This window comes from Streptomyces sp. NPDC041940, assembly GCF_055589465.1.
In genome coordinates, this window is sequence record NZ_JBVJBP010000009.1 from 130029 (window position 1) to 146245 (window position 16217).

The 16217-nt window shown below is 69.6% G+C and carries 22 protein-coding genes, 1 tRNA gene and 1 riboswitch; of the genes, 15 read left to right on the top strand and 8 right to left on the bottom strand.

Annotated features, from left to right (window positions below; all coding sequences use genetic code 11):
* Positions 1-528: 528 nt before the first annotated feature.
* Together ACZ6I3_RS17655 and ACZ6I3_RS17660 are read right to left on the bottom strand one after the other, a co-directional pair.
* The gene (locus ACZ6I3_RS17655) at positions 529-1119 is read right to left on the bottom strand and encodes a nicotinamidase (RefSeq protein ID WP_469415527.1); all 591 of its coding nucleotides are present in this window, start codon (positions 1117-1119) and stop codon (positions 529-531) included.
* A 118-nt stretch (positions 1120-1237) separates the two neighbouring features.
* A complete protein-coding gene (locus ACZ6I3_RS17660; RefSeq protein ID WP_469415529.1) occupies positions 1238-2584 on the bottom strand; it encodes a nicotinate phosphoribosyltransferase in 1347 nt (448 codons plus the stop codon).
* 104 nt (positions 2585-2688) lie between these two features.
* Here ACZ6I3_RS17660 and clpS point away from each other — a divergent pair, with 104 nt between their 5' ends.
* The 7 genes from clpS to ACZ6I3_RS17695 all read left to right on the top strand — a co-directional run bounded on the left by clpS (position 2689) and on the right by ACZ6I3_RS17695 (position 7605).
* Positions 2689-2997, top strand: coding sequence for an ATP-dependent Clp protease adapter ClpS (clpS, locus tag ACZ6I3_RS17665; RefSeq protein ID WP_382494581.1), 309 nt, complete (start codon positions 2689-2691; stop codon positions 2995-2997).
* 32 nt (positions 2998-3029) lie between these two features.
* Entirely contained in the window at positions 3030-3638 is a 609-nt protein-coding gene (locus tag ACZ6I3_RS17670) for a DUF2017 domain-containing protein (RefSeq protein WP_469415530.1), read from the top strand.
* 387 nt (positions 3639-4025) lie between these two features.
* A complete protein-coding gene (locus ACZ6I3_RS17675) occupies positions 4026-5450 on the top strand; it encodes an amino acid permease (protein WP_469415532.1) in 1425 nt (474 codons plus the stop codon).
* A gap of 164 nt (positions 5451-5614) precedes the next feature.
* Positions 5615-6037: a M67 family metallopeptidase gene (locus ACZ6I3_RS17680; RefSeq protein WP_469415534.1), complete on the top strand. Its 423-nt coding sequence runs from the start codon at positions 5615-5617 to the stop codon at positions 6035-6037.
* Between the two features lie 121 nt (positions 6038-6158).
* Positions 6159-6254, top strand: a complete 96-nt coding sequence (locus ACZ6I3_RS17685; RefSeq protein ID WP_391097848.1) for a putative leader peptide — start codon at positions 6159-6161, stop codon at positions 6252-6254.
* A gap of 115 nt (positions 6255-6369) precedes the next feature.
* Positions 6370-6648 carry a MoaD/ThiS family protein gene (locus tag ACZ6I3_RS17690; protein ID WP_469415536.1) on the top strand — a complete coding sequence of 93 codons (279 nt, stop codon included), beginning with the start codon at positions 6370-6372 and terminating at the stop codon, positions 6646-6648.
* Positions 6649-6654: 6 nt separating this feature from the next.
* Positions 6655-7605 carry a PLP-dependent cysteine synthase family protein gene (locus tag ACZ6I3_RS17695; RefSeq protein ID WP_469415537.1) on the top strand — a complete coding sequence of 317 codons (951 nt, stop codon included), beginning with the start codon at positions 6655-6657 and terminating at the stop codon, positions 7603-7605.
* A 60-nt stretch (positions 7606-7665) separates the two neighbouring features.
* Here the strand turns inward: ACZ6I3_RS17695 and ACZ6I3_RS17700 are convergent, their stop codons facing one another.
* The gene (locus tag ACZ6I3_RS17700) at positions 7666-8109 is read right to left on the bottom strand and encodes a type II toxin-antitoxin system PemK/MazF family toxin (protein ID WP_469415539.1); all 444 of its coding nucleotides are present in this window, start codon (positions 8107-8109) and stop codon (positions 7666-7668) included.
* 214 nt (positions 8110-8323) lie between these two features.
* On the opposite strand from ACZ6I3_RS17700, the gene ACZ6I3_RS17705 reads away from it, so the two are divergent.
* On the top strand, positions 8324-9076 hold the full coding sequence (locus tag ACZ6I3_RS17705; RefSeq protein ID WP_469415541.1) for an MBL fold metallo-hydrolase: 753 nt from the start codon (positions 8324-8326) through the stop codon (positions 9074-9076).
* A 64-nt stretch (positions 9077-9140) separates the two neighbouring features.
* Here the strand turns inward: ACZ6I3_RS17705 and ACZ6I3_RS17710 are convergent, their stop codons facing one another.
* The gene (locus ACZ6I3_RS17710; protein ID WP_469415543.1) at positions 9141-10403 is read right to left on the bottom strand and encodes a PTS transporter subunit EIIC; all 1263 of its coding nucleotides are present in this window, start codon (positions 10401-10403) and stop codon (positions 9141-9143) included.
* Between the two features lie 262 nt (positions 10404-10665).
* On the opposite strand from ACZ6I3_RS17710, the gene ACZ6I3_RS17715 reads away from it, so the two are divergent.
* The 4 genes from ACZ6I3_RS17715 to rdgB all read left to right on the top strand — a co-directional run bounded on the left by ACZ6I3_RS17715 (position 10666) and on the right by rdgB (position 13016).
* Positions 10666-10899, top strand: a complete 234-nt coding sequence (locus ACZ6I3_RS17715; RefSeq protein WP_189723936.1) for a PTS sugar transporter subunit IIB — start codon at positions 10666-10668, stop codon at positions 10897-10899.
* Positions 10900-11001: 102 nt separating this feature from the next.
* On the top strand, positions 11002-11739 hold the full coding sequence (gene rph / locus ACZ6I3_RS17720) for a ribonuclease PH (protein ID WP_469415545.1): 738 nt from the start codon (positions 11002-11004) through the stop codon (positions 11737-11739).
* Between the two features lie 142 nt (positions 11740-11881).
* Positions 11882-12280 (top strand): hypothetical protein, encoded by a 399-nt coding sequence (locus tag ACZ6I3_RS17725; RefSeq protein WP_469415547.1) that lies wholly within the window; start codon positions 11882-11884, stop codon positions 12278-12280.
* 133 nt (positions 12281-12413) lie between these two features.
* Positions 12414-13016 carry an RdgB/HAM1 family non-canonical purine NTP pyrophosphatase gene (gene rdgB, locus ACZ6I3_RS17730; protein ID WP_469415548.1) on the top strand — a complete coding sequence of 201 codons (603 nt, stop codon included), beginning with the start codon at positions 12414-12416 and terminating at the stop codon, positions 13014-13016.
* Positions 13017-13068: 52 nt separating this feature from the next.
* On the opposite strand, the gene ACZ6I3_RS17735 is transcribed toward rdgB, so the two are convergent.
* From ACZ6I3_RS17735 to bcp, 4 genes are all read right to left on the bottom strand, one after another.
* Positions 13069-13152 (bottom strand) — tRNA-Leu (locus tag ACZ6I3_RS17735).
* Entirely contained in the window at positions 13152-13661 is a 510-nt protein-coding gene (locus ACZ6I3_RS17740; RefSeq protein WP_469415549.1) for an HNH endonuclease, read from the bottom strand. The genes ACZ6I3_RS17735 and ACZ6I3_RS17740 overlap by 1 nt, the downstream gene beginning before the upstream one ends.
* Complete coding sequence (locus ACZ6I3_RS17745; RefSeq protein ID WP_469415708.1) at positions 13658-14302, bottom strand: HNH endonuclease signature motif containing protein; 645 nt, start codon at positions 14300-14302, stop codon at positions 13658-13660. The genes ACZ6I3_RS17740 and ACZ6I3_RS17745 overlap by 4 nt, the downstream gene beginning before the upstream one ends.
* 141 nt (positions 14303-14443) lie before the next feature.
* Positions 14444-14911 carry a thioredoxin-dependent thiol peroxidase gene (bcp, locus tag ACZ6I3_RS17750; protein WP_184593187.1) on the bottom strand — a complete coding sequence of 156 codons (468 nt, stop codon included), beginning with the start codon at positions 14909-14911 and terminating at the stop codon, positions 14444-14446.
* 95 nt (positions 14912-15006) lie between these two features.
* On the opposite strand from bcp, the gene ACZ6I3_RS17755 reads away from it, so the two are divergent.
* From ACZ6I3_RS17755 to ACZ6I3_RS17765, 3 genes are all read left to right on the top strand, one after another.
* Complete coding sequence (locus tag ACZ6I3_RS17755) at positions 15007-15336, top strand: DUF3618 domain-containing protein (protein ID WP_215121117.1); 330 nt, start codon at positions 15007-15009, stop codon at positions 15334-15336.
* Between the two features lie 44 nt (positions 15337-15380).
* The gene (locus ACZ6I3_RS17760) at positions 15381-15737 is read left to right on the top strand and encodes a GroES family chaperonin (protein ID WP_010040015.1); all 357 of its coding nucleotides are present in this window, start codon (positions 15381-15383) and stop codon (positions 15735-15737) included.
* Between the two features lie 53 nt (positions 15738-15790).
* A riboswitch (guanidine-III (ykkC-III) riboswitch) is annotated at positions 15791-15858 on the top strand.
* Between the two features lie 34 nt (positions 15859-15892).
* Positions 15893-16213 (top strand): DMT family transporter, encoded by a 321-nt coding sequence (locus tag ACZ6I3_RS17765; protein ID WP_184593181.1) that lies wholly within the window; start codon positions 15893-15895, stop codon positions 16211-16213.
* Positions 16214-16217: the final 4 nt, after the last annotated feature.

Genomic DNA, 16217 nt, shown 5'->3' on the forward strand with positions numbered 1-16217 from the left:
CCAGGAGCCGCGGCCGGGCCTGCTGCGGGCGTGACCCAGTGCGATCAGCCCGCCGACCCAGCGGGACCGGGCGGGCCGTTGTGGGCTCATGGCCGGATGCGCCCTGCCTGGGGCCACGGGGTGTCTGTCGGCCGCCTGGCCGGGTGTGATCCGGTCGCCAGGAGCCGCGGCCGGGCCTGCTGCGGGCGTGACCCAGTGCGATCAGCCCGCCGACCCAGCGGGACCGGGCGGGCCGTTGTGGGCTCATGGCCGGCTGCGCGCCTGCCCGGGGTCAGCCGGGCGTCTGTCGGCCGCCCCGCAGGATGTGATCCCGCTGCCGGCGCGCGCAGCGGCTCGGCACGCTGTGGGGCATGTCCCACCTGGGTCTGCCGGTGGTCTCGGCCGAGGGTGATCATCCCGTCGGCCCGGCCGGATACGCCCAGCCCGGGCCCGCCCGGGCCCGCTCGGGTGTCCGGGGCGTCGGTGGGAAGCGCCGGTCGGCATCCGCAGCCGTAGCCCTGGGCTGGTCCCGGTCCGGGGCGGGCTCAGTTACTGGACGACCGGCTTCCCGGACAGTTCCACGCCCGCCTCGCGCAGCTCCTCCAGGGCCCGTTCCGTGGTCTCCTGGGAGACGCCTGCCGTCAGGTCCAGGAGGACTTGGGTGCGGAAGCCCTCCCGGGCCGCGTCAAGGGCCGTGGCGCGGACGCAGTGGTCCGTGGCGATGCCGACCACGTCGACCTCGGTCACCTCGCGGGAGCGGAGCCAGTCGGCCAGGTTCGTGCCGTTCTCGTCCGCTCCCTCGAAGCCGCTGTACGCCGCCGAGTACGCCCCCTTGTCGAACACGGCATCGATCGAACCGGAAGCGACCGCGGGGGCGAAGTTGGGGTGGAAGCCGACGCCCTCCGTGCCCGCGACGCAGTGCGCGGGCCAGGAGTGGACGTAGTCCGGGTTCGTGGAGAAGTGGCCGCCGGGAGCGATGTGGTGGTCGCGGGTGGCCACCACGTGCTGGTAGCCGGACCCGGCCGCCTGCCCGATCAGCTCCGTGACGGCGGCAGCCACATCGGCACCGCCGGACACCGCGAGGCTGCCCCCCTCGCAGAAGTCGTTCTGCACGTCTACGACGATCAAGGCGCGGCGCATGGTCGGTGTCCTTCGGCTATGAGGTCGGCAAGCCCGGCCGGTGAACGTCCGAGCCTATTGACAGCGGAGAGCGGGCGGGAGGGGGTACGGGTCGGTCGGCCCACAGCGGCACACCCCCTTAGCTACCCGAGGCCCCGTGCGCGTACTCCGTGGGAAGGACAGGCTCCCCGCGCGAGAGCTGCGTCGCCGACATCGGAAGCCCCGCGCGAGCGGCCGCGTGCCGGTCGCGGACCGCGTCCAGCGGCTCGCGGGCCACCACCTCACCACCCTTGACCAGCTCCACCAGCAGCTGCCGGTCCGCGAGCCCGGCCGGCACCGGCCCCGTGCCGATCACCTCGGCCTCGGCCACCCCGTACGCGTCCAGCCGCCGCGCGGCCCACTTGCGTCCGCCCACCGACGTCTTGCCCCCGGTCGACTTCTTCGCCACCGGCACCAGCGGCGCCTTCGGGTCGGTGGACTCGGCCCGCGCGACCAGCTTGTAGACCATCGAGGACGTCGGATGCCCGGAGCCGGTCACCAGCTGCGTACCGACGCCGTACGCGTCCACCGGCGCCGCCGCCAGCGAGGCGATCGCGTACTCGTCGAGGTCCGAGGTCACCACGATCTTCGTACCGGTCGCGCCCAGCTCGTCCAGCTGCTGCCGCACCCGGTGCGCCACCAGCAGCAGATCGCCGGAGTCGATCCGTACGGCCCCCAGGTCGGTGCCGGCGACCTCCACGGCGGTGCGGACCGCCTCGGCGACGTCGTACGTGTCGACGAGCAGGGTCGTGCCCCGCCCGAGCGTGTTCACCTGGGCCTGGAAGGCGTCCCGCTCGCTGTCGTGCAGCAGGGTGAAGGCGTGCGCGGAGGTGCCGACGGTCGGGATGCCGTAGCGGAATCCCGCGGCGAGGTCGGAGGTGGTCGCGAAGCCGCCGACGTACGCGGCCCGGGACGCCGCCACCGCCGCCAGCTCGTGCGTGCGCCGGGCGCCCATCTCGATCAGCGGCCGGCCACCGGCGGCCGACGACATCCGCGAGGCCGCCGCGGCGATCGCCGAGTCGTGGTTGAGGATCGACAGGATCACGGTCTCCAGCAGCACGCACTCGGCGAAGGTGCCCTCGACCCGCATGATCGGCGAGCCCGGAAAGTACACCTCGCCCTCGGGGTAGCCCCAGATGTCCCCGCTGAAGCGATAGCCGGCGAGCCATTCGAGCGTCTGCTCGTCCACGATCCCCCGCTCGCGCAGGAAGCCGAGGACGCCCGGGTCGAAGCGGAAGTTCTCCACCGCGTCCAGCACCCGCCCGGTGCCCGCCACGACGCCGTAGCGGCGCCCGTTCGGCAGCCGCCGGGTGAAGACCTCGAACACGCTCCGCCGCTCGGCCGTGCCCGCCTCGAGCGCGGCCCGCAGCATCGTCAGCTCGTACTGGTCCGTGAAGAGCGCCGTCGAGGGAACGTCCACCGGCAGCCCAAGGTCCGCTGTGTTCATGGCAGGATCGTACCCCCATTTCGTCAGTCTGACGATTTGCATCAAGGCTCCGTGCCCGCAAGCCCGTTTGTGCGACTACCCCCCTCGGGTGGCAGCATGGGCGTGTGACGTCACCCGCACCCCTGGAGATCGAACGGACCGAGTCGGCGGAGGAGGTTTTCGCCGTCCCCGAGCCGGACGTCCCCTGGGTCACCATCGTCCACAACGACCCGGTCAACCTCATGAGCTATGTGACGTACGTCTTCCAGACGTATTTCGGCTACTCCAAGGACAAGGCCACCAAGCTCATGATGGACGTCCACCACAAGGGCCGGGCGGTCGTCTCCAGCGGCAGCCGCGAGGAGATGGAGCGCGACGTGCAGGCCATGCACGGCTACGGCCTGTGGGCCACTCTCCAGCAGGACCGCAAGTAGCCAGCAGCCCGCCCAGCAGCGAAAAGGCGTTCATGCCCGGAACCTTCGAACCGCTTCCCGGCGGCGGCGCGGCCGTCGCCCTCGACGACGTCGAGATCTCCATCATCCGGTCGCTGGCCGTCCAGCTCCTGGAGCTCATCGGCCCCGGCCCCGCCGAGGACGCCCCCGACGACCCGCTCGCCGAGCTGTTCGCGGAGGGCCCGAGCGAGCCGCCCACCGACCCGGTGCTCAAGCGGCTCTTCCCGGACGCCTACAGCGACCCCGAGCAGCCCGCCTCGCCCCGTGACGCCGAGGAGCAGCGGGCCCACTCCTCCGAGTTCCGCCGCTACACCGAGAACGACCTGCGGGCCGGCAAGCGCGACAGCGCCCTCGCGGTGATCCGCTCCCTGGACGCGCTCTCCTCGGCCTCGGCCGGTGAGGGCGGTGCCGTGCTGAAGCTGTCGCCGGAGGAGTCGCAGCAGTGGCTGGGCGCCCTGAACGATCTACGGCTCGCGATCGGCTCGCGGCTGGAAATCACCGATGAGGAGGACAGCGACCTCCTCTATCGCCTCCCGGACGAGGACCCGCGCAAGCCGATGGTGATGGCCTATCTGTGGCTGGGCGGACTCCAGGAGACGCTGGTCAGCACGCTCATGCCGTGATCAGTTGACGCTGATGCCCTGGTCAGTGCAGGTCTTGTGAGCAGTGGGTGACCGATCGGTGTTCGCTCAGAGGACACTCAAATCCGGATAACGATCGCGTCACCGCGCCCGCCTTCTATGCCGTCTTCGGCTGCGCTTTGTCCGGTTCTCCCTGTGCGGTGCGTCACAAATCAGCCATGTGATCAATGTTGCGGCCGTGATAAATCTTCACGACCGCCCGGCCGACACCACCCGAATGTTCGGCCGGGTGCGCCACCGAGCCGACAACCGTCGGCCAGGCACGAGCGGCCCTCCGGGGCCCGCTCAGCTCCATCATTCCGGGGGGATCGAGACCCGATCCGAGGCCGAGGAGAGGCCAGGATCGGCATGGAGAAAGGCGCACCACACATGACCTCTGCGCAGGTCGACACGGAAAACGTCCCCGAAGAGGGGTACGAGCGCGGACTCGGCAGCCGTCAGGTCCAGATGATCGCCATCGGCGGCGCCATCGGCGTCGGCCTGTTCATGGGCGCCGGGGCGAACATCGCCAAGGCCGGCCCCAGCATCATCCTCATGTACGCCCTCGCGGGCGTCGTCATCTTCTTCATCATGCGGGCCCTGGGCGAACTGCTCCTCTACCGGCCCGTCTCCGGCTCCTTCGCCGAGTACGCCCGCGAATTCCTCGGCCCGTTCTTCGGGTTCGTCACGGGCTGGACCTACTGGCTCATGTGGGTGGTCACCGGCATGGCCGAACTCACGGCCGCCGCGATCTACATCCACTTCTGGTTCCCCGAGATCCCGCAATGGGTCAGCGCCCTGGTGTTCCTGGTGGTGCTCTTCGGCGTGAACCTGATCTCCGTCAAGATCTTCGGCGAGGTCGAGTTCTGGTTCTCGATGATCAAGGTCACGGCCATCATCGGCATGATCGTCATCGGCCTCGGCGTGCTCACCCTCGGCTTCTCCGACGCCGGTGACACCGCCACCGTCTCCAACCTCTGGGCGCACGACGGCTTCTTCCCGAACGGCATCGGCTCCAGCCTGATGACGCTCCAGGGCGTCATGTTCGCCTACCTCGCCGTCGAGCTCGTCGGCGTCACCGCGGGCGAGTCCGAGAACCCCGAGAAGACCCTGCCCAAGGCCATCAACACCCTGCCCTGGCGCATCATCGTCTTCTACGTCGGCGCGCTGCTGGTGATCCTCTCCGTCGTCAAGTGGACCGAGTTCTCCGCGGGCGAGAGCCCCTTCGTCCACGCCTTCGGCAAGATCGGCATCCCGCTCGCCGCGGGCATCGTCAACTTCGTGGTGCTCACCGCCGCCCTGTCGTCCTGCAACTCGGGCATGTACTCGACCGGCCGGATGCTGCGCGACCTGGCCGCCAACAGCGAGGCCCCGCAGGCGTTCGGCAAGCTCAACGCCCGCAAGACGCCCGCCGTCGGCATCACGGTCTCCGTGGCGCTCATGGGCATCGGCGTCGTCCTGAACTACGTCGTCCCCGAGAAGGCGTTCCTCTACGTCACCTCCGTCGCCACCGCGGCCGGCATCTGGACCTGGATGATGATCCTCGTCAGCCACATCCGCTACCGCGCCGCGGTCGACGCGGGCCGGCTGCGCGCCTCGTCCTTCCCCGCCCCCGGCGGAGCGCTCTTCAGCTGGGTCGCGCTCGTCTTCCTCATCGGCGTGACCTGCATGATCGCGTACGACAAGGACGCACGGGTCTGCCTGTACGTCGCCGCCGGCTGGGCCGTCGCCCTCGGTATCGGCTGGGCGATCCTCAAGGGCCGCAACCCGCAGATCGCCGAGCGCCGCGACCCGGACTTCGAGAAGGTCGGCTGACCAACCCGCCGGCATCGAACCCGCCGGAACCGAACCAGTCAGGACGCCCAGCGGCAGGGAGTACTCGTGGCACTCCCTGCCGCTGCCGCTCAGGGCGTCCGGCATATGGGCCGTTCCGTACCAACCCTCGGTACGGAACGGCCCTTCTGCTTATCCTGACCAGCATGCTGACCCTCACCCAGGCCCTCGTCGACCAGATCGTCGCCCACGCGCGCAAGGACCACCCCGACGAGGCGTGCGGCGTGATCGCGGGCCCCGAGGGCTCGGACCGCCCCGAGCGCTTCATCCCGATGCTGAACGCGGCCATGTCGCCCACGTTCTACGAGTTCGACTCCGGCGACCTGCTCAAGCTCTACCGCGAGATGGACGACCGCGACGAGGAGCCGGTGATCATCTACCACTCCCACACGGCGACCGAGGCCTACCCCTCCCGCACCGACATCTCCTACGCGAACGAGCCGGGCGCCCACTACGTCCTCGTCTCCACCGCCGACACCGACGGGGCCGGCGAGTTCCAGTTCCGCTCGTTCCGTATCGTCGAGGGCGAGGTCACGGAGGAAGAGGTCCGGGTCGTCGAGGCGTACTGAGCAGGCCTGAAGCAAGCCCCGGACAAGCCCTGAGCAGCGCGGTCTCACTCCCCGGCCCGCAACCGTCCGCGATGTGGGATCACATTCCAGTACCCGGACCGGGAATCGATACGATGACCCCATGGTTTTCGATGACGTGAGCGACAAGACGCCGGGCGAGCTGCTCGTGGCGCGGCTGCACGTCGACCTGTGCAGGCTCGCCAGCGCCATCTGTTGAAGCAGGTCCCTGCCGCCGTACGGCCGTGAGCCGCGGCGCTGCACACACGCCCAACCCGCTGTTCCTGCGCTGCCGCGCGCCCCGACCGACTACTCCCGACAGGAGCCCTGAAGCCATGGCCATCGAGGTCCGCATCCCGACCATCCTCCGCACGTACACCGACGGCCAGAAGGCGGTGGAGGCCAGCGGTGACACCCTCGCCGAGCTGTTCACCGACCTCGAGACCCGGCACCCGGGCATCCAGGCCCGCATCGTCGACGGCGACCAGCTGCGCCGCTTCGTCAACGTCTACCTGAACGACGAGGACGTGCGCTTCCTCGACGGCATCGACACCAAGCTGTCGGACGGCGACAACGTCACGATCCTGCCGGCCGTGGCCGGCGGCATGGTCTGATCACCCATGCGCTACGACTCACCCCTGGCCGCGGTGGGCAACACCCCCCTGGTGCGCCTGCCGCGGCTGTCGCCGTCCTCCGACGTCCGCGTCTGGGCGAAGCTGGAGGACCGCAACCCGACCGGCTCGGTCAAGGACCGGCCGGCCCTGCACATGATCGAACAGGCGGAGAAGGACGGCCGCCTGACCCCGGGCTGCACCATCCTGGAGCCCACGTCGGGCAACACCGGCATCTCGCTGGCCATGGCGGCGAAGCTCAAGGGCTACCGCATCGTCTGCGTGATGCCGGAGAACACCTCCCAGGAACGCCGGGACCTGCTCGCCATGTGGGGCGCCGAGATCGTCTCCTCCCCGGCCGCGGGCGGCTCCAACACCGCCGTGCGCGTCGCCAAGGAAATCTCCGCCGAGCACCCGGACTGGGTGATGCTCTACCAGTACGGCAACCCGGACAACGCGGGCGCCCACTACGCGACGACGGGCCCGGAGATCCTCGCCGACCTGCCCTCCGTCACCCACTTCGTGGCGGGCCTCGGCACCACGGGCACGCTCATGGGCGTGGGCCGCTACCTGCGTGAGCACAAGCCCGACGTCCAGATCGTCGCCGCCGAACCGCGCTACGACGACCTGGTCTACGGCCTGCGCAACCTCGACGAGGGCTTCGTCCCCGAGCTGTACGACGCGTCCGTCCTCACCAGCCGCTTCTCGGTCGGTTCGGCCGACGCGGTCACCCGTACCCGGGAGTTGCTCCAGCAGGAGGGCATCTTCGCCGGCGTCTCGACGGGCGCCGCGCTGCACGCCGCGCTCGGCGTGGGCAAGAAGGCCGTGAAGGCCGGCGAGCAGGCCGACATCGTCTTCGTCGTCGCGGACGGCGGCTGGAAGTACCTGTCGACGGGCGTCTACACGGCGACCACGACGGAAGAGGCCATCGAGACGCTCCAGGGACAGCTCTGGGCGTAGGGCTCCTGGTCCACACCGACAGGAAAGGCTGGAGCCATCGCGCTCCAGCCTTCTTGCGTCTCACCCCGCCAGATACCGCACCCGGTCCCACAGCGCCGGATCCACCACCCCGACCCGGCGCCGGAAGCCCCACACCGGGACCTCCCGCAGCTCGTCCGTCTCCAGGAAGCTCGCACGGCCCCTGGCATCGCCGACCGAGCCCGGCGGCAGCGGGATGACCCCGCCCCGCTCGTCCCGGAACCGCGTGGTGATCTTCGCGACGGTCACCCGCTCCCCGCGCACCGCCAGCACCAGACACGGCCGGTCCTTGGTCCGCGCCAGGTCCTCGTAGGGCACGTCCGCCCACCAGATCTCCGCCGGCTGCGGCAGACCCGCCACCGCGGTGGCCGGTGCCACTCGCCTGCCCCGCCGCGCCGACGAGCGGCGCCCCCAGCCGTCGACGAGCGTGGCGACAAGCGCCAGCAGTACCACCGCGGCGAGCGCCAGCCACCAGGACGTGTCCATACTGAGACGTTACCGGCGCCATCCCTCCCATGCGCCCTTCCTCACAAGGATCACGCCCGGCCCTGCCGCCCGAACCGGTGACACCACAGGTGAGTTCGCCCACAACGGCCCTTGGCGGAGGAGCTACCGGAGGTTTTGCGCCTTACGCTCGACAAACCGCACGACCCCCGACGCCCCTTACACAGACTTTCCCGCCAGCGGAGGTTTCTGCTTCATGAAGCTCACCGTCGTCGGCTGCTCGGGGTCGTTCCCGTCCGCGGAATCGGCCTGCTCGAGCTACCTCGTCGAGGCCGACGGCTTCCGGCTGCTTCTCGACATGGGCAACGGTGCCCTGGGCGAGCTGCAGCGCCACTGCGGTCTCTACGACCTCGACGCGATCTTCCTCAGCCATCTGCACGCTGACCACTGCATCGACATGTGCGCGTACTTCGTCGCGCGCTACTACCGCCACGACGGCGGCCGCTGCGATCCGCTCCCGGTCTACGGACCCGAGGGCACGGAAGCCCGGCTGACCACCGCCTACGCGGACACCCCCTCCGCCTCCTCCATGAGTGAGGTCTTCGACTTCCACACGGTCAAGCCGTCCACGTTCGAGATCGGCCCGTTCACGGTGCACACCGAGCGGGTGGCCCACCCCGTGGAGGCGTACGGCATCCGCATCGAACACGACGGCAAGGTGCTGACGTACTCCGGCGACACGGGCATCAGCCCCGCCCTGGACGAACTCGCCCGGGACGCCGACCTGTTCCTGTGCGAGGCGGCGTTCACGCACGGCAAGGAGAACATCCCCGACCTGCACCTCAACGGCCGCGAAGCGGGCGAGACAGCAGCCCGGGCAGGCGCCCGGCATCTGGTCCTCACCCACATCCCGCCGTGGACGGACCCCCAGGTCAACGTCGACGACGCCCGCGCGGTGTACGACGGGCCGGTGGACCTCGCGGCACCGAGGCAGACGTACGAAATCTGATCGTCCACGCGCGCGAAGGCCCCGGAACCGAGCGGTTCCGGGGCCTTCACCGTGTACGGGGCGGCTACTTCGCCTCCGCCTTCTGGAGCTCGGCGAGTTCCTCGTCGGACTCGCGGCCCGGCGTCGGCAGGTTGAACTTGGTGATCGCGAAGCGGAAGACCACGTAGTAGACCGCCGCGAAGCACAGGCCCACCAGGGCCAGGCCCCACGGGTTGGTCGCGATGCCCAGGTTCAGACCGAAGTCGATCGCGCCGGCCGAGAAACCGAAGCCGTCCTTCATCCCCAGCGCCCAGGTCAGCGCCATCGACACACCGGTCAGCACGGCGTGGATCGCGTACAGCACCGGCGCGATGAACATGAACGTGAACTCGATCGGCTCGGTGACACCGGTGACGAACGAGGTCAGCGCGAGCGAGAACATCATGCCGCCGACGACCTTGCGGCGCTCCGGCCGGGCGCAGTGCACGATCGCCAGACAGGCGGCGGGCAGCGCGAACATCATGATCGGGAAGAAGCCGGTCATGAACTGCCCGGCGGTCGGGTCACCGGCCAGGAAGCGCGCGATGTCGCCGCTCTTGCCCTCGTACGTGCCCGCCTGGAACCAGGGGAAGGAGTTCAGCAGGTGGTGCATGCCGATCGGGATCAGCGCGCGGTTGGCGACACCGAAGATGCCCGCGCCGACGGCTCCGGAGCCGACCAGCCACTCACCGAAGTTGTGCAGCGCCGTGCCGAGGACCGGCCAGACGTAACCGAAGACGACGCCGATGACCAGGCCCGCGAAGGCGGACAGGATCGGAACCATGCGGCGACCGCCGAAGAAGCCCGCCCAGTCAGGCAGCTTGGTGCGGTAGAAGCGCTGGTAGAGCAGGGCGACGACGAGGCCCATCACCACACCGCCGAGCACCTTGGCGTCCACCGGCGCGTCCACCATGACGACCTTGCCGTCGACGGCCGTCGCCACCTGCGGCAGGTTCGGGTCGGTGAAGGTGGCGAGCACGTTCTTGAAGACGAGGTAGCCGACCACGGCCGCGAGCGCGGTCGAGCCGTCCGACTTCTTGGCGAAGCCGATCGCGATGCCCACGGCGAACAGCAGCGCCATGTTGTCCAGGATCGCGTTGCCGCCGGCGGCCATGAAGCCCGCGATCTTGGTGATGAACCCGGGGAACGACTCCCGCCCCAGCATGTCGGTGTTGCCGAGGCGGACCAGGAGGGCGGCGGCCGGCAGCACCGCGACGGGCAGCATGAGGCTGCGGCCGATACGCTGCAGGACCGCCATCACCGCAGTCCCCTTCTTCGGGCTCGCGGGCGCGGCTGTGTCTGTGGACATGAACTTCCTCCATGGGGCACGGCGCCGCCCAGGAAGAGTTCGACGGGGGACGGCGGCGTCTCAAAAGGGGAGCGCGGTCTCCACCGCGCGACCTCCACCAGTGAGTGGTGTAGACCAGTTGTAGCACGGTAGGCCGAACGAGTGGAACCCGCCAATTCCGCCCGTTCCGACGATCACGCCCCGGTGCTTTGTCGAGAGCCGGGCTTGTGGTGTAGACAACTGGACTACTGCGACCAAGCGGTTCGGATCAGGGAGAACAGAGATGGCCAGCAAGGCTGAGAAGATCGTTGCCGGGCTCGGCGGCATCGACAACATCGAAGAGGTCGAGGGCTGCATCACCCGCCTGCGGACCGAGGTCGTGGACCCCGCCAAGGTCGACGAGGCCGCCCTGAAGGCCGCCGGCGCCCACGGCGTCGTCAAGATGGGCACCGCCATCCAGGTCGTCATCGGCACCGACGCCGACCCCATCGCCGCGGAGATCGAAGACTTGATGTGAAGAGCGGGGATCATCCCCGGCTTCACCCCCTGAGGTCACCTGCGCGGGCCCTTCTCCACCGCGGGAAGGGCCCCTTCCGCAGGTGCGGCTAGGCTCAGCGGCATGTCTCGAATCGACGGCCGCACCCCCCAGCAGCTCCGCCCGATCACCATCGAACGTGGCTGGAGCAAGCACGCCGAAGGCTCCGTCCTCGTCTCCTTCGGCGACACCAAGGTCTTCTGCACCGCCTCCGTCACCGAAGGCGTCCCGCGCTGGCGCAAGGGCAGCGGCGAAGGCTGGGTCACCGCCGAATACTCCATGCTGCCCCGCTCCACCAACACCCGCGGCGACCGCGAGTCCGTCAAGGGCCGCATCGGCGGCCGCACCCACGAGATCTCCCGCCTCATCGGCCGCTCGCTGCGCGCCGTCATCGACTACAAGGCACTCGGCGAGAACACCATCGTCCTCGACTGCGACGTCCTCCAGGCCGACGGCGGCACCCGCACGGCCGCCATCACCGGCGCCTACGTGGCCCTCGCCGACGCCATCGCCTGGGCCCAGCGCAAGAAGCTCATCAAGGCCGGCCGCCAGCCCCTGACCGGCACGGTCTCCGCCGTCTCCGTCGGCATCGTCGGCGGCGTCCCGCTCCTCGACCTCCGCTACGAGGAGGACGTCAAGGCCGACACCGACATGAACGTCGTCTGCACCGGCGACGGCCGCTTCGTCGAGGTCCAGGGCACCGCCGAGGCCGAACCCTTCGCCCGCGACGAACTCAACGCCCTCCTCGACCTCGCCGTCGCCGGCTGCACGGAACTCGCCGCCCACCAGCGCACCGCGCTCGATACCGTCCTCGAAAAGTAAAGGGCGCACCAAGACAGATGCTCGGCGCGGGCAACCGCGCCGAGCATGCTCGCGTCTGAAGAGGTACGAGCGCACGGCTCATCCCTGTGCGCTCGGCCAGCCACGCGGGCCGACCGGCCCGACCGACGAGAGGGACCGTTCCATGGCCGCGAGCCGCCGACGCCGCACCGCAGCCGTCGCCGCCACCCTGGCGGCCGTCGCGCTGACCGCCGGACTCACCACCGGCTGCGCCGCCGTCGACAAGGCGCTGGACTGCGTCCAGACCGCCGACGCCATCGCCGACAGCGTCACGGAACTCCAGCAGGCCGTGGACAACGCGGCCAACGACCCGACGCAGCTCGACGAGTCCCTCGACTCCATCGACAAGAACCTCGGCGAGATCGGCGACAAAACCGACAACACGGACGTCAATAAGGCCGTGGACGATCTGAACAAGGCCGTGGACAACGTCCGTACGTCGGTCAAGAACGGCGACGAGACGCCCGACATCAGCCCGGTCACGGACGCGGCGGGCGAGCTGACGAAGGTCTGCACGCCGTGACGCTGCGCTAGCTTGGCCGGGGTTCTCGTGTGCGGGGTTCTGCCGGTGGTCGACCGCGGGTTCGCCGTGGTCGATCGCGCAGTTCCCCGCGCCCCTGAAGGGGCGCCCCGGCCCGGCGGCGATACTGGGGGCCATGACCCGCCTGATCCTCGCCACCCGTAACGCCGGAAAGATCACCGAACTCCGCGCGATCCTCGCCGAAGCAGGACTGCCCCACGAACTCGTCGGCGCCGACGCCTACCCGGACATCCCCGACGTCAAGGAAACGGGCGTGACGTTCGCCGAGAACGCCCTGCTCAAGGCCCACGCCCTGGCCCAGGCGACGGGCCTCCCCGCGGTCGCCGACGACTCGGGCCTCTGCGTCGACGTCCTGAACGGCGCCCCCGGCATCTTCTCCGCCCGCTGGTCCGGCCGGCACGGCGACGACAAGGCCAACCTGGACCTCCTCCTCGCCCAGCTCTCCGACATCGCCGACGAACACCGGGGCGCCCACTTCGCCTGCGCGGCGGCGCTGGCGTTGCCCGACGGCACGGAGCGCGTGGTCGAGGGCCAACTCCGCGGCACCCTCCGCCACGAGCCTTCCGGCTCCGGCGGCTTCGGCTACGACCCGATCCTCCAGCCGGAGGGCGAGACCCGAACCTGCGCGGAACTGACCCCGCAGGAGAAGAACGCGATCAGCCACCGGGGGAAGGCGTTTCGGGCGCTGGTGCCGGTGGTGCGGGAGCTGTTGGGCTGAGCCCAGAGAAACGGCCTGCGGATCGAGTCTTCGATTCGCAGGCCGTATCTCGTGCGGCGGAAGGGATTCGAACCCTCAAGCCCGGTCAGGGGCCACAGGACCTAAACCTGCTGCGTCGCCGTTGCGCCACCGCCGCTAGCCGCCTGTCATCGTACCGGGAGCAGCTTGCCGACTTTTGCCTCCCCGGCACCAGGTGCTGGTGATCGCGTGGCAGTTGGGGCACAGCAACCGCAGGTTCTCCCGCCGGTCGTCACTCCAGTCCCCGCTGATGTGATCCACCTCCAGTGTCATGGGCTTGCCCCGCCACTCGGGGCCGATCCCGCACCGTGCACACTGCTCGGGCACGCCGATACCGCTGAGGGCGCGGCGCAGCAGGGAGGTCGTGGTCCTGTGCTTGCCGGCGTGCCGGACCAGAATTTCCTCGGGGAGCTTGGCAGGGATCGTTCCGGGCTTGCCTCGGTTGTGTGCCTGTCCCAGGAAGTGTGCCGTGTCGAGGTGTTCCTCGGCGATCCGCTGGCGCAAGGTGGCCCTCTGCCCGCCGTTGTCCGGCCGTCCCAGGCGGCGCAGCACTTCTGCGAGGGAGACGGACTCGACGACCGCAACGCGCAGTTCCTCGAGTGTGGGCCGTGCGCGTCGACGGCTCATGAGGCGCCCTCCCGGCTGCGGCCCCGGTAACTGTCCGTCGTCGAGTGGCAGTTGGGGCAGAGAAGGCGCACGTTCTCGACCCGGTTGTCACGCCAGTTGCCGTCGATGTGGTCTACCTCCAGGGGCAGCGGTTCCCCTAGCCAGACCCCTTCAACGCCGCACAAGGCGCAGCGCTCGTCTACACCCAGCTCGCGCATGGCCCTCTTGAGCCGACTGCTCGGGACGCGCTGGGCCGACGTAACCTCGACCAGGATCTCGTCGGCGGTCCGGCGACGTTGGTTGTATCGCATCCGCTCGGTTCGTACCACCGGCGTGAAATGCGACGTGTCGATCCCGTACGCCTTGATCCGCCGGCTGATGTGCGTGTGATGCCCGCCCACCACCTCGAGCCCGAGATGCCGCAGCACCTCGCAGATGTTCGTCGATGCCGCGACTGCCCGCTCAAGGACGTCCCGAGTCCACTTCACCCCGTCCCGCTCGAAGTGCGACACGTCCACCCCGAGTTTCTTCATCCGCTCGAAGACGTACCGCCGCGTCGAACTCCGGGGGTCCACCCCCAGCCTCCCCAACGCCTCCGACAACGTCCGCGCCCCCCGAGCCGCCTCCTCCAGCCGCTCCCTGGTGTACGCACTGGCCCCCATCGCACGCCCCCCGTCCTCGACCACCCGTTCGTGATCTCGCACGGAGTAACGAACCGACTATCGGACGGTCACGCACGAAAAGCGGAGCGGCTCGTGCCGGGCTTTCCCGGTACGAGCCGCTCCAGCGGAATCAGTGGGGCCTCAGATCCCCAGATCCTTGATGATCTTGGCCACGTGGCCCGTCGCTCGGACGTTGTACAGGGCGCGCTCGACCTTGCCCTCCTCGTCCACGACGATCGTGGAGCGGATGACGCCCATGTAGGTCTTGCCGTAGTTCTTCTTCTCGCCGAAGGCGGCGTAGGACTCCAGGACCTGCTTGTCCGGGTCGGCCAGCAGGGTGACCTTCAGGGACTCCTTGTCGCGGAACTTGGCCAGCTTCTCGGGCTGGTCGGGGGAGATGCCGATGACGTCGTAGCCCGCGCCCGTCAGCAGCTCCAGGTTGTCCGTGAAGTCGCAGGCCTGCTTGGTGCAGCCGGGGGTGAGGGCAGCCGGGTAGAAGTACACGATGACCTTGCGGCCCTTGTGGTCCGCCAGGGACACCTCGGTGCCGTCGGCGTCGGACAGGGTGAAGGCGGGGGCCACGTCCCCCGGCTGGAGTCGCTCGCTCATCGGACCAGCCTAACCGGGGGTGCTGACGGTGCTATGAGCCGTGGAGCTGACAGACTGTCCGGCACAGGCTTTATACCGACTTCGGAGGCGACACGGTGGCGGACACGGCGGACACCAGGACCCCGGCGCAGATCGAGGCGGACATCAGGCGCCGCCGCGAGACCCTGGCCGAGACCCTCGACGAGATCGGGGTGCGCGTGCACCCGAAGACGATCGTCGGGGACGCCAAGGCCAAGGTGGCGTCCAATATCGATCACACCCTCGGCCGGGCGTACGTGGGGGTCAACCGGGCCGTCACCGATGTGCGGGCCCGTTTCGTCGGCGAGGACGGGGCGCCGCGCCTGGAGCGGGTCGTGCCGGTCGCCCTCGTGGTGGTCGGTGTGGTCGGGCTGCTCGCCCTCGGCACACGGCGGCGCAAGGGCTGACCCGACCGCGTACGCATCCGGCGAAGACAGGTAGGTTTCAGGGCGTGAGCGCCAAGAGGAACGAGCACAGCACCCATCCGGACAAGCTGCCCATCCGGATGCTGCACGACCGCGTACTCGTGCGGCAGGACACCAGCGAGGGCGAGCGGCGCTCCGGCGGCGGCATCCTGATTCCCGCCACGGCGGCGGTCGGCCGGCGGCTGGCCTGGGCCGAGGTCGTCGCGGTGGGGCAGAACGTGCGGACCGTGGAGCCGGGCGACCGGGTTCTGTTCGACCCGGAGGACCGCGCCGAGGTCGAGGTGCGGGGCATCGCGTACGTGCTCATGCGCGAGCGTGATCTGCACGCCGTGGCCGCGGACCGGTTCGAGGGCTCGGAGGACTCTACGGGCCTCTACCTGTAGTTCCCGCGTACGAGGAGAGGGCCGGTGACCGTTGTCACCGGCCCTCTCCTCGTGGTGTTTGCTACGTTGGAGGGACCCGACGAGACGCGCCGTACCGGGACCAAGGCAAAGACGACGCACCGACACCGTCAGCCTGTCTCTCGGAGGTGCCCGTCATGGCCTGGGTTCTGCTCGTCGTCGCCGGTCTGCTCGAAGTCGGGTGGTCGATCGGTATGAAGTACACCGACGGCTTCACCCGCCCGCTCCCCAGCGTTCTCACCGGCGCCGGAATCGTCGTCAGCATGCTGCTGCTGTCCCAAGCCGCCAAGACCCTGCCCATCGGTACCGCCTACGGCGTGTGGGTGGGGATCGGCGCGGCCGGGGCGGCGGTGGTCGGTATGGCCGTGCTGGGGGAGCCTGCCACCGCCGCCCGGATCTTCTTCGTGTGCCTGCTGCTGGTCGCCGTGGTGGGGCTGAAGGCGACCTCAGGTCACTGACCTG

Excerpts from the sequence above, each read along its gene's own strand:
- ACZ6I3_RS17695 (WP_469415537.1), top strand. The coding sequence starts at position 6,655 with ATGCGCTACGACTCACCCCTGGCCGCGGTGGGCAACACCCCCCTGGTG.
- ACZ6I3_RS17680 (WP_469415534.1), top strand. The coding sequence starts at position 5,615 with ATGCTGACCCTCACCCAGGCCCTCGTCGACCAGATCGTCGCCCACGCG.
- ACZ6I3_RS17675 (WP_469415532.1), top strand. The coding sequence starts at position 4,026 with ATGACCTCTGCGCAGGTCGACACGGAAAACGTCCCCGAAGAGGGGTAC.
- ACZ6I3_RS17660 (WP_469415529.1), bottom strand. The coding sequence starts at position 2,584 with ATGAACACAGCGGACCTTGGGCTGCCGGTGGACGTTCCCTCGACGGCG.
- ACZ6I3_RS17765 (WP_184593181.1), top strand. The coding sequence starts at position 15,893 with ATGGCCTGGGTTCTGCTCGTCGTCGCCGGTCTGCTCGAAGTCGGGTGG.
- ACZ6I3_RS17725 (WP_469415547.1), top strand. The coding sequence starts at position 11,882 with ATGGCCGCGAGCCGCCGACGCCGCACCGCAGCCGTCGCCGCCACCCTG.
- ACZ6I3_RS17715 (WP_189723936.1), top strand. The coding sequence starts at position 10,666 with ATGGCCAGCAAGGCTGAGAAGATCGTTGCCGGGCTCGGCGGCATCGAC.
- ACZ6I3_RS17670 (WP_469415530.1), top strand. The coding sequence starts at position 3,030 with ATGCCCGGAACCTTCGAACCGCTTCCCGGCGGCGGCGCGGCCGTCGCC.
- rph (WP_469415545.1), top strand. The coding sequence starts at position 11,002 with ATGTCTCGAATCGACGGCCGCACCCCCCAGCAGCTCCGCCCGATCACC.
- rdgB (WP_469415548.1), top strand. The coding sequence starts at position 12,414 with ATGACCCGCCTGATCCTCGCCACCCGTAACGCCGGAAAGATCACCGAA.
- ACZ6I3_RS17685 (WP_391097848.1), top strand. The coding sequence starts at position 6,159 with ATGGTTTTCGATGACGTGAGCGACAAGACGCCGGGCGAGCTGCTCGTG.
- ACZ6I3_RS17745 (WP_469415708.1), bottom strand. The coding sequence starts at position 14,302 with ATGGGGGCCAGTGCGTACACCAGGGAGCGGCTGGAGGAGGCGGCTCGG.
- ACZ6I3_RS17710 (WP_469415543.1), bottom strand. The coding sequence starts at position 10,403 with ATGTCCACAGACACAGCCGCGCCCGCGAGCCCGAAGAAGGGGACTGCG.
- bcp (WP_184593187.1), bottom strand. The coding sequence starts at position 14,911 with ATGAGCGAGCGACTCCAGCCGGGGGACGTGGCCCCCGCCTTCACCCTG.
- ACZ6I3_RS17705 (WP_469415541.1), top strand. The coding sequence starts at position 8,324 with ATGAAGCTCACCGTCGTCGGCTGCTCGGGGTCGTTCCCGTCCGCGGAA.
- ACZ6I3_RS17690 (WP_469415536.1), top strand. The coding sequence starts at position 6,370 with ATGGCCATCGAGGTCCGCATCCCGACCATCCTCCGCACGTACACCGAC.
- ACZ6I3_RS17655 (WP_469415527.1), bottom strand. The coding sequence starts at position 1,119 with ATGCGCCGCGCCTTGATCGTCGTAGACGTGCAGAACGACTTCTGCGAG.
- ACZ6I3_RS17700 (WP_469415539.1), bottom strand. The coding sequence starts at position 8,109 with ATGGACACGTCCTGGTGGCTGGCGCTCGCCGCGGTGGTACTGCTGGCG.
- ACZ6I3_RS17740 (WP_469415549.1), bottom strand. The coding sequence starts at position 13,661 with ATGAGCCGTCGACGCGCACGGCCCACACTCGAGGAACTGCGCGTTGCG.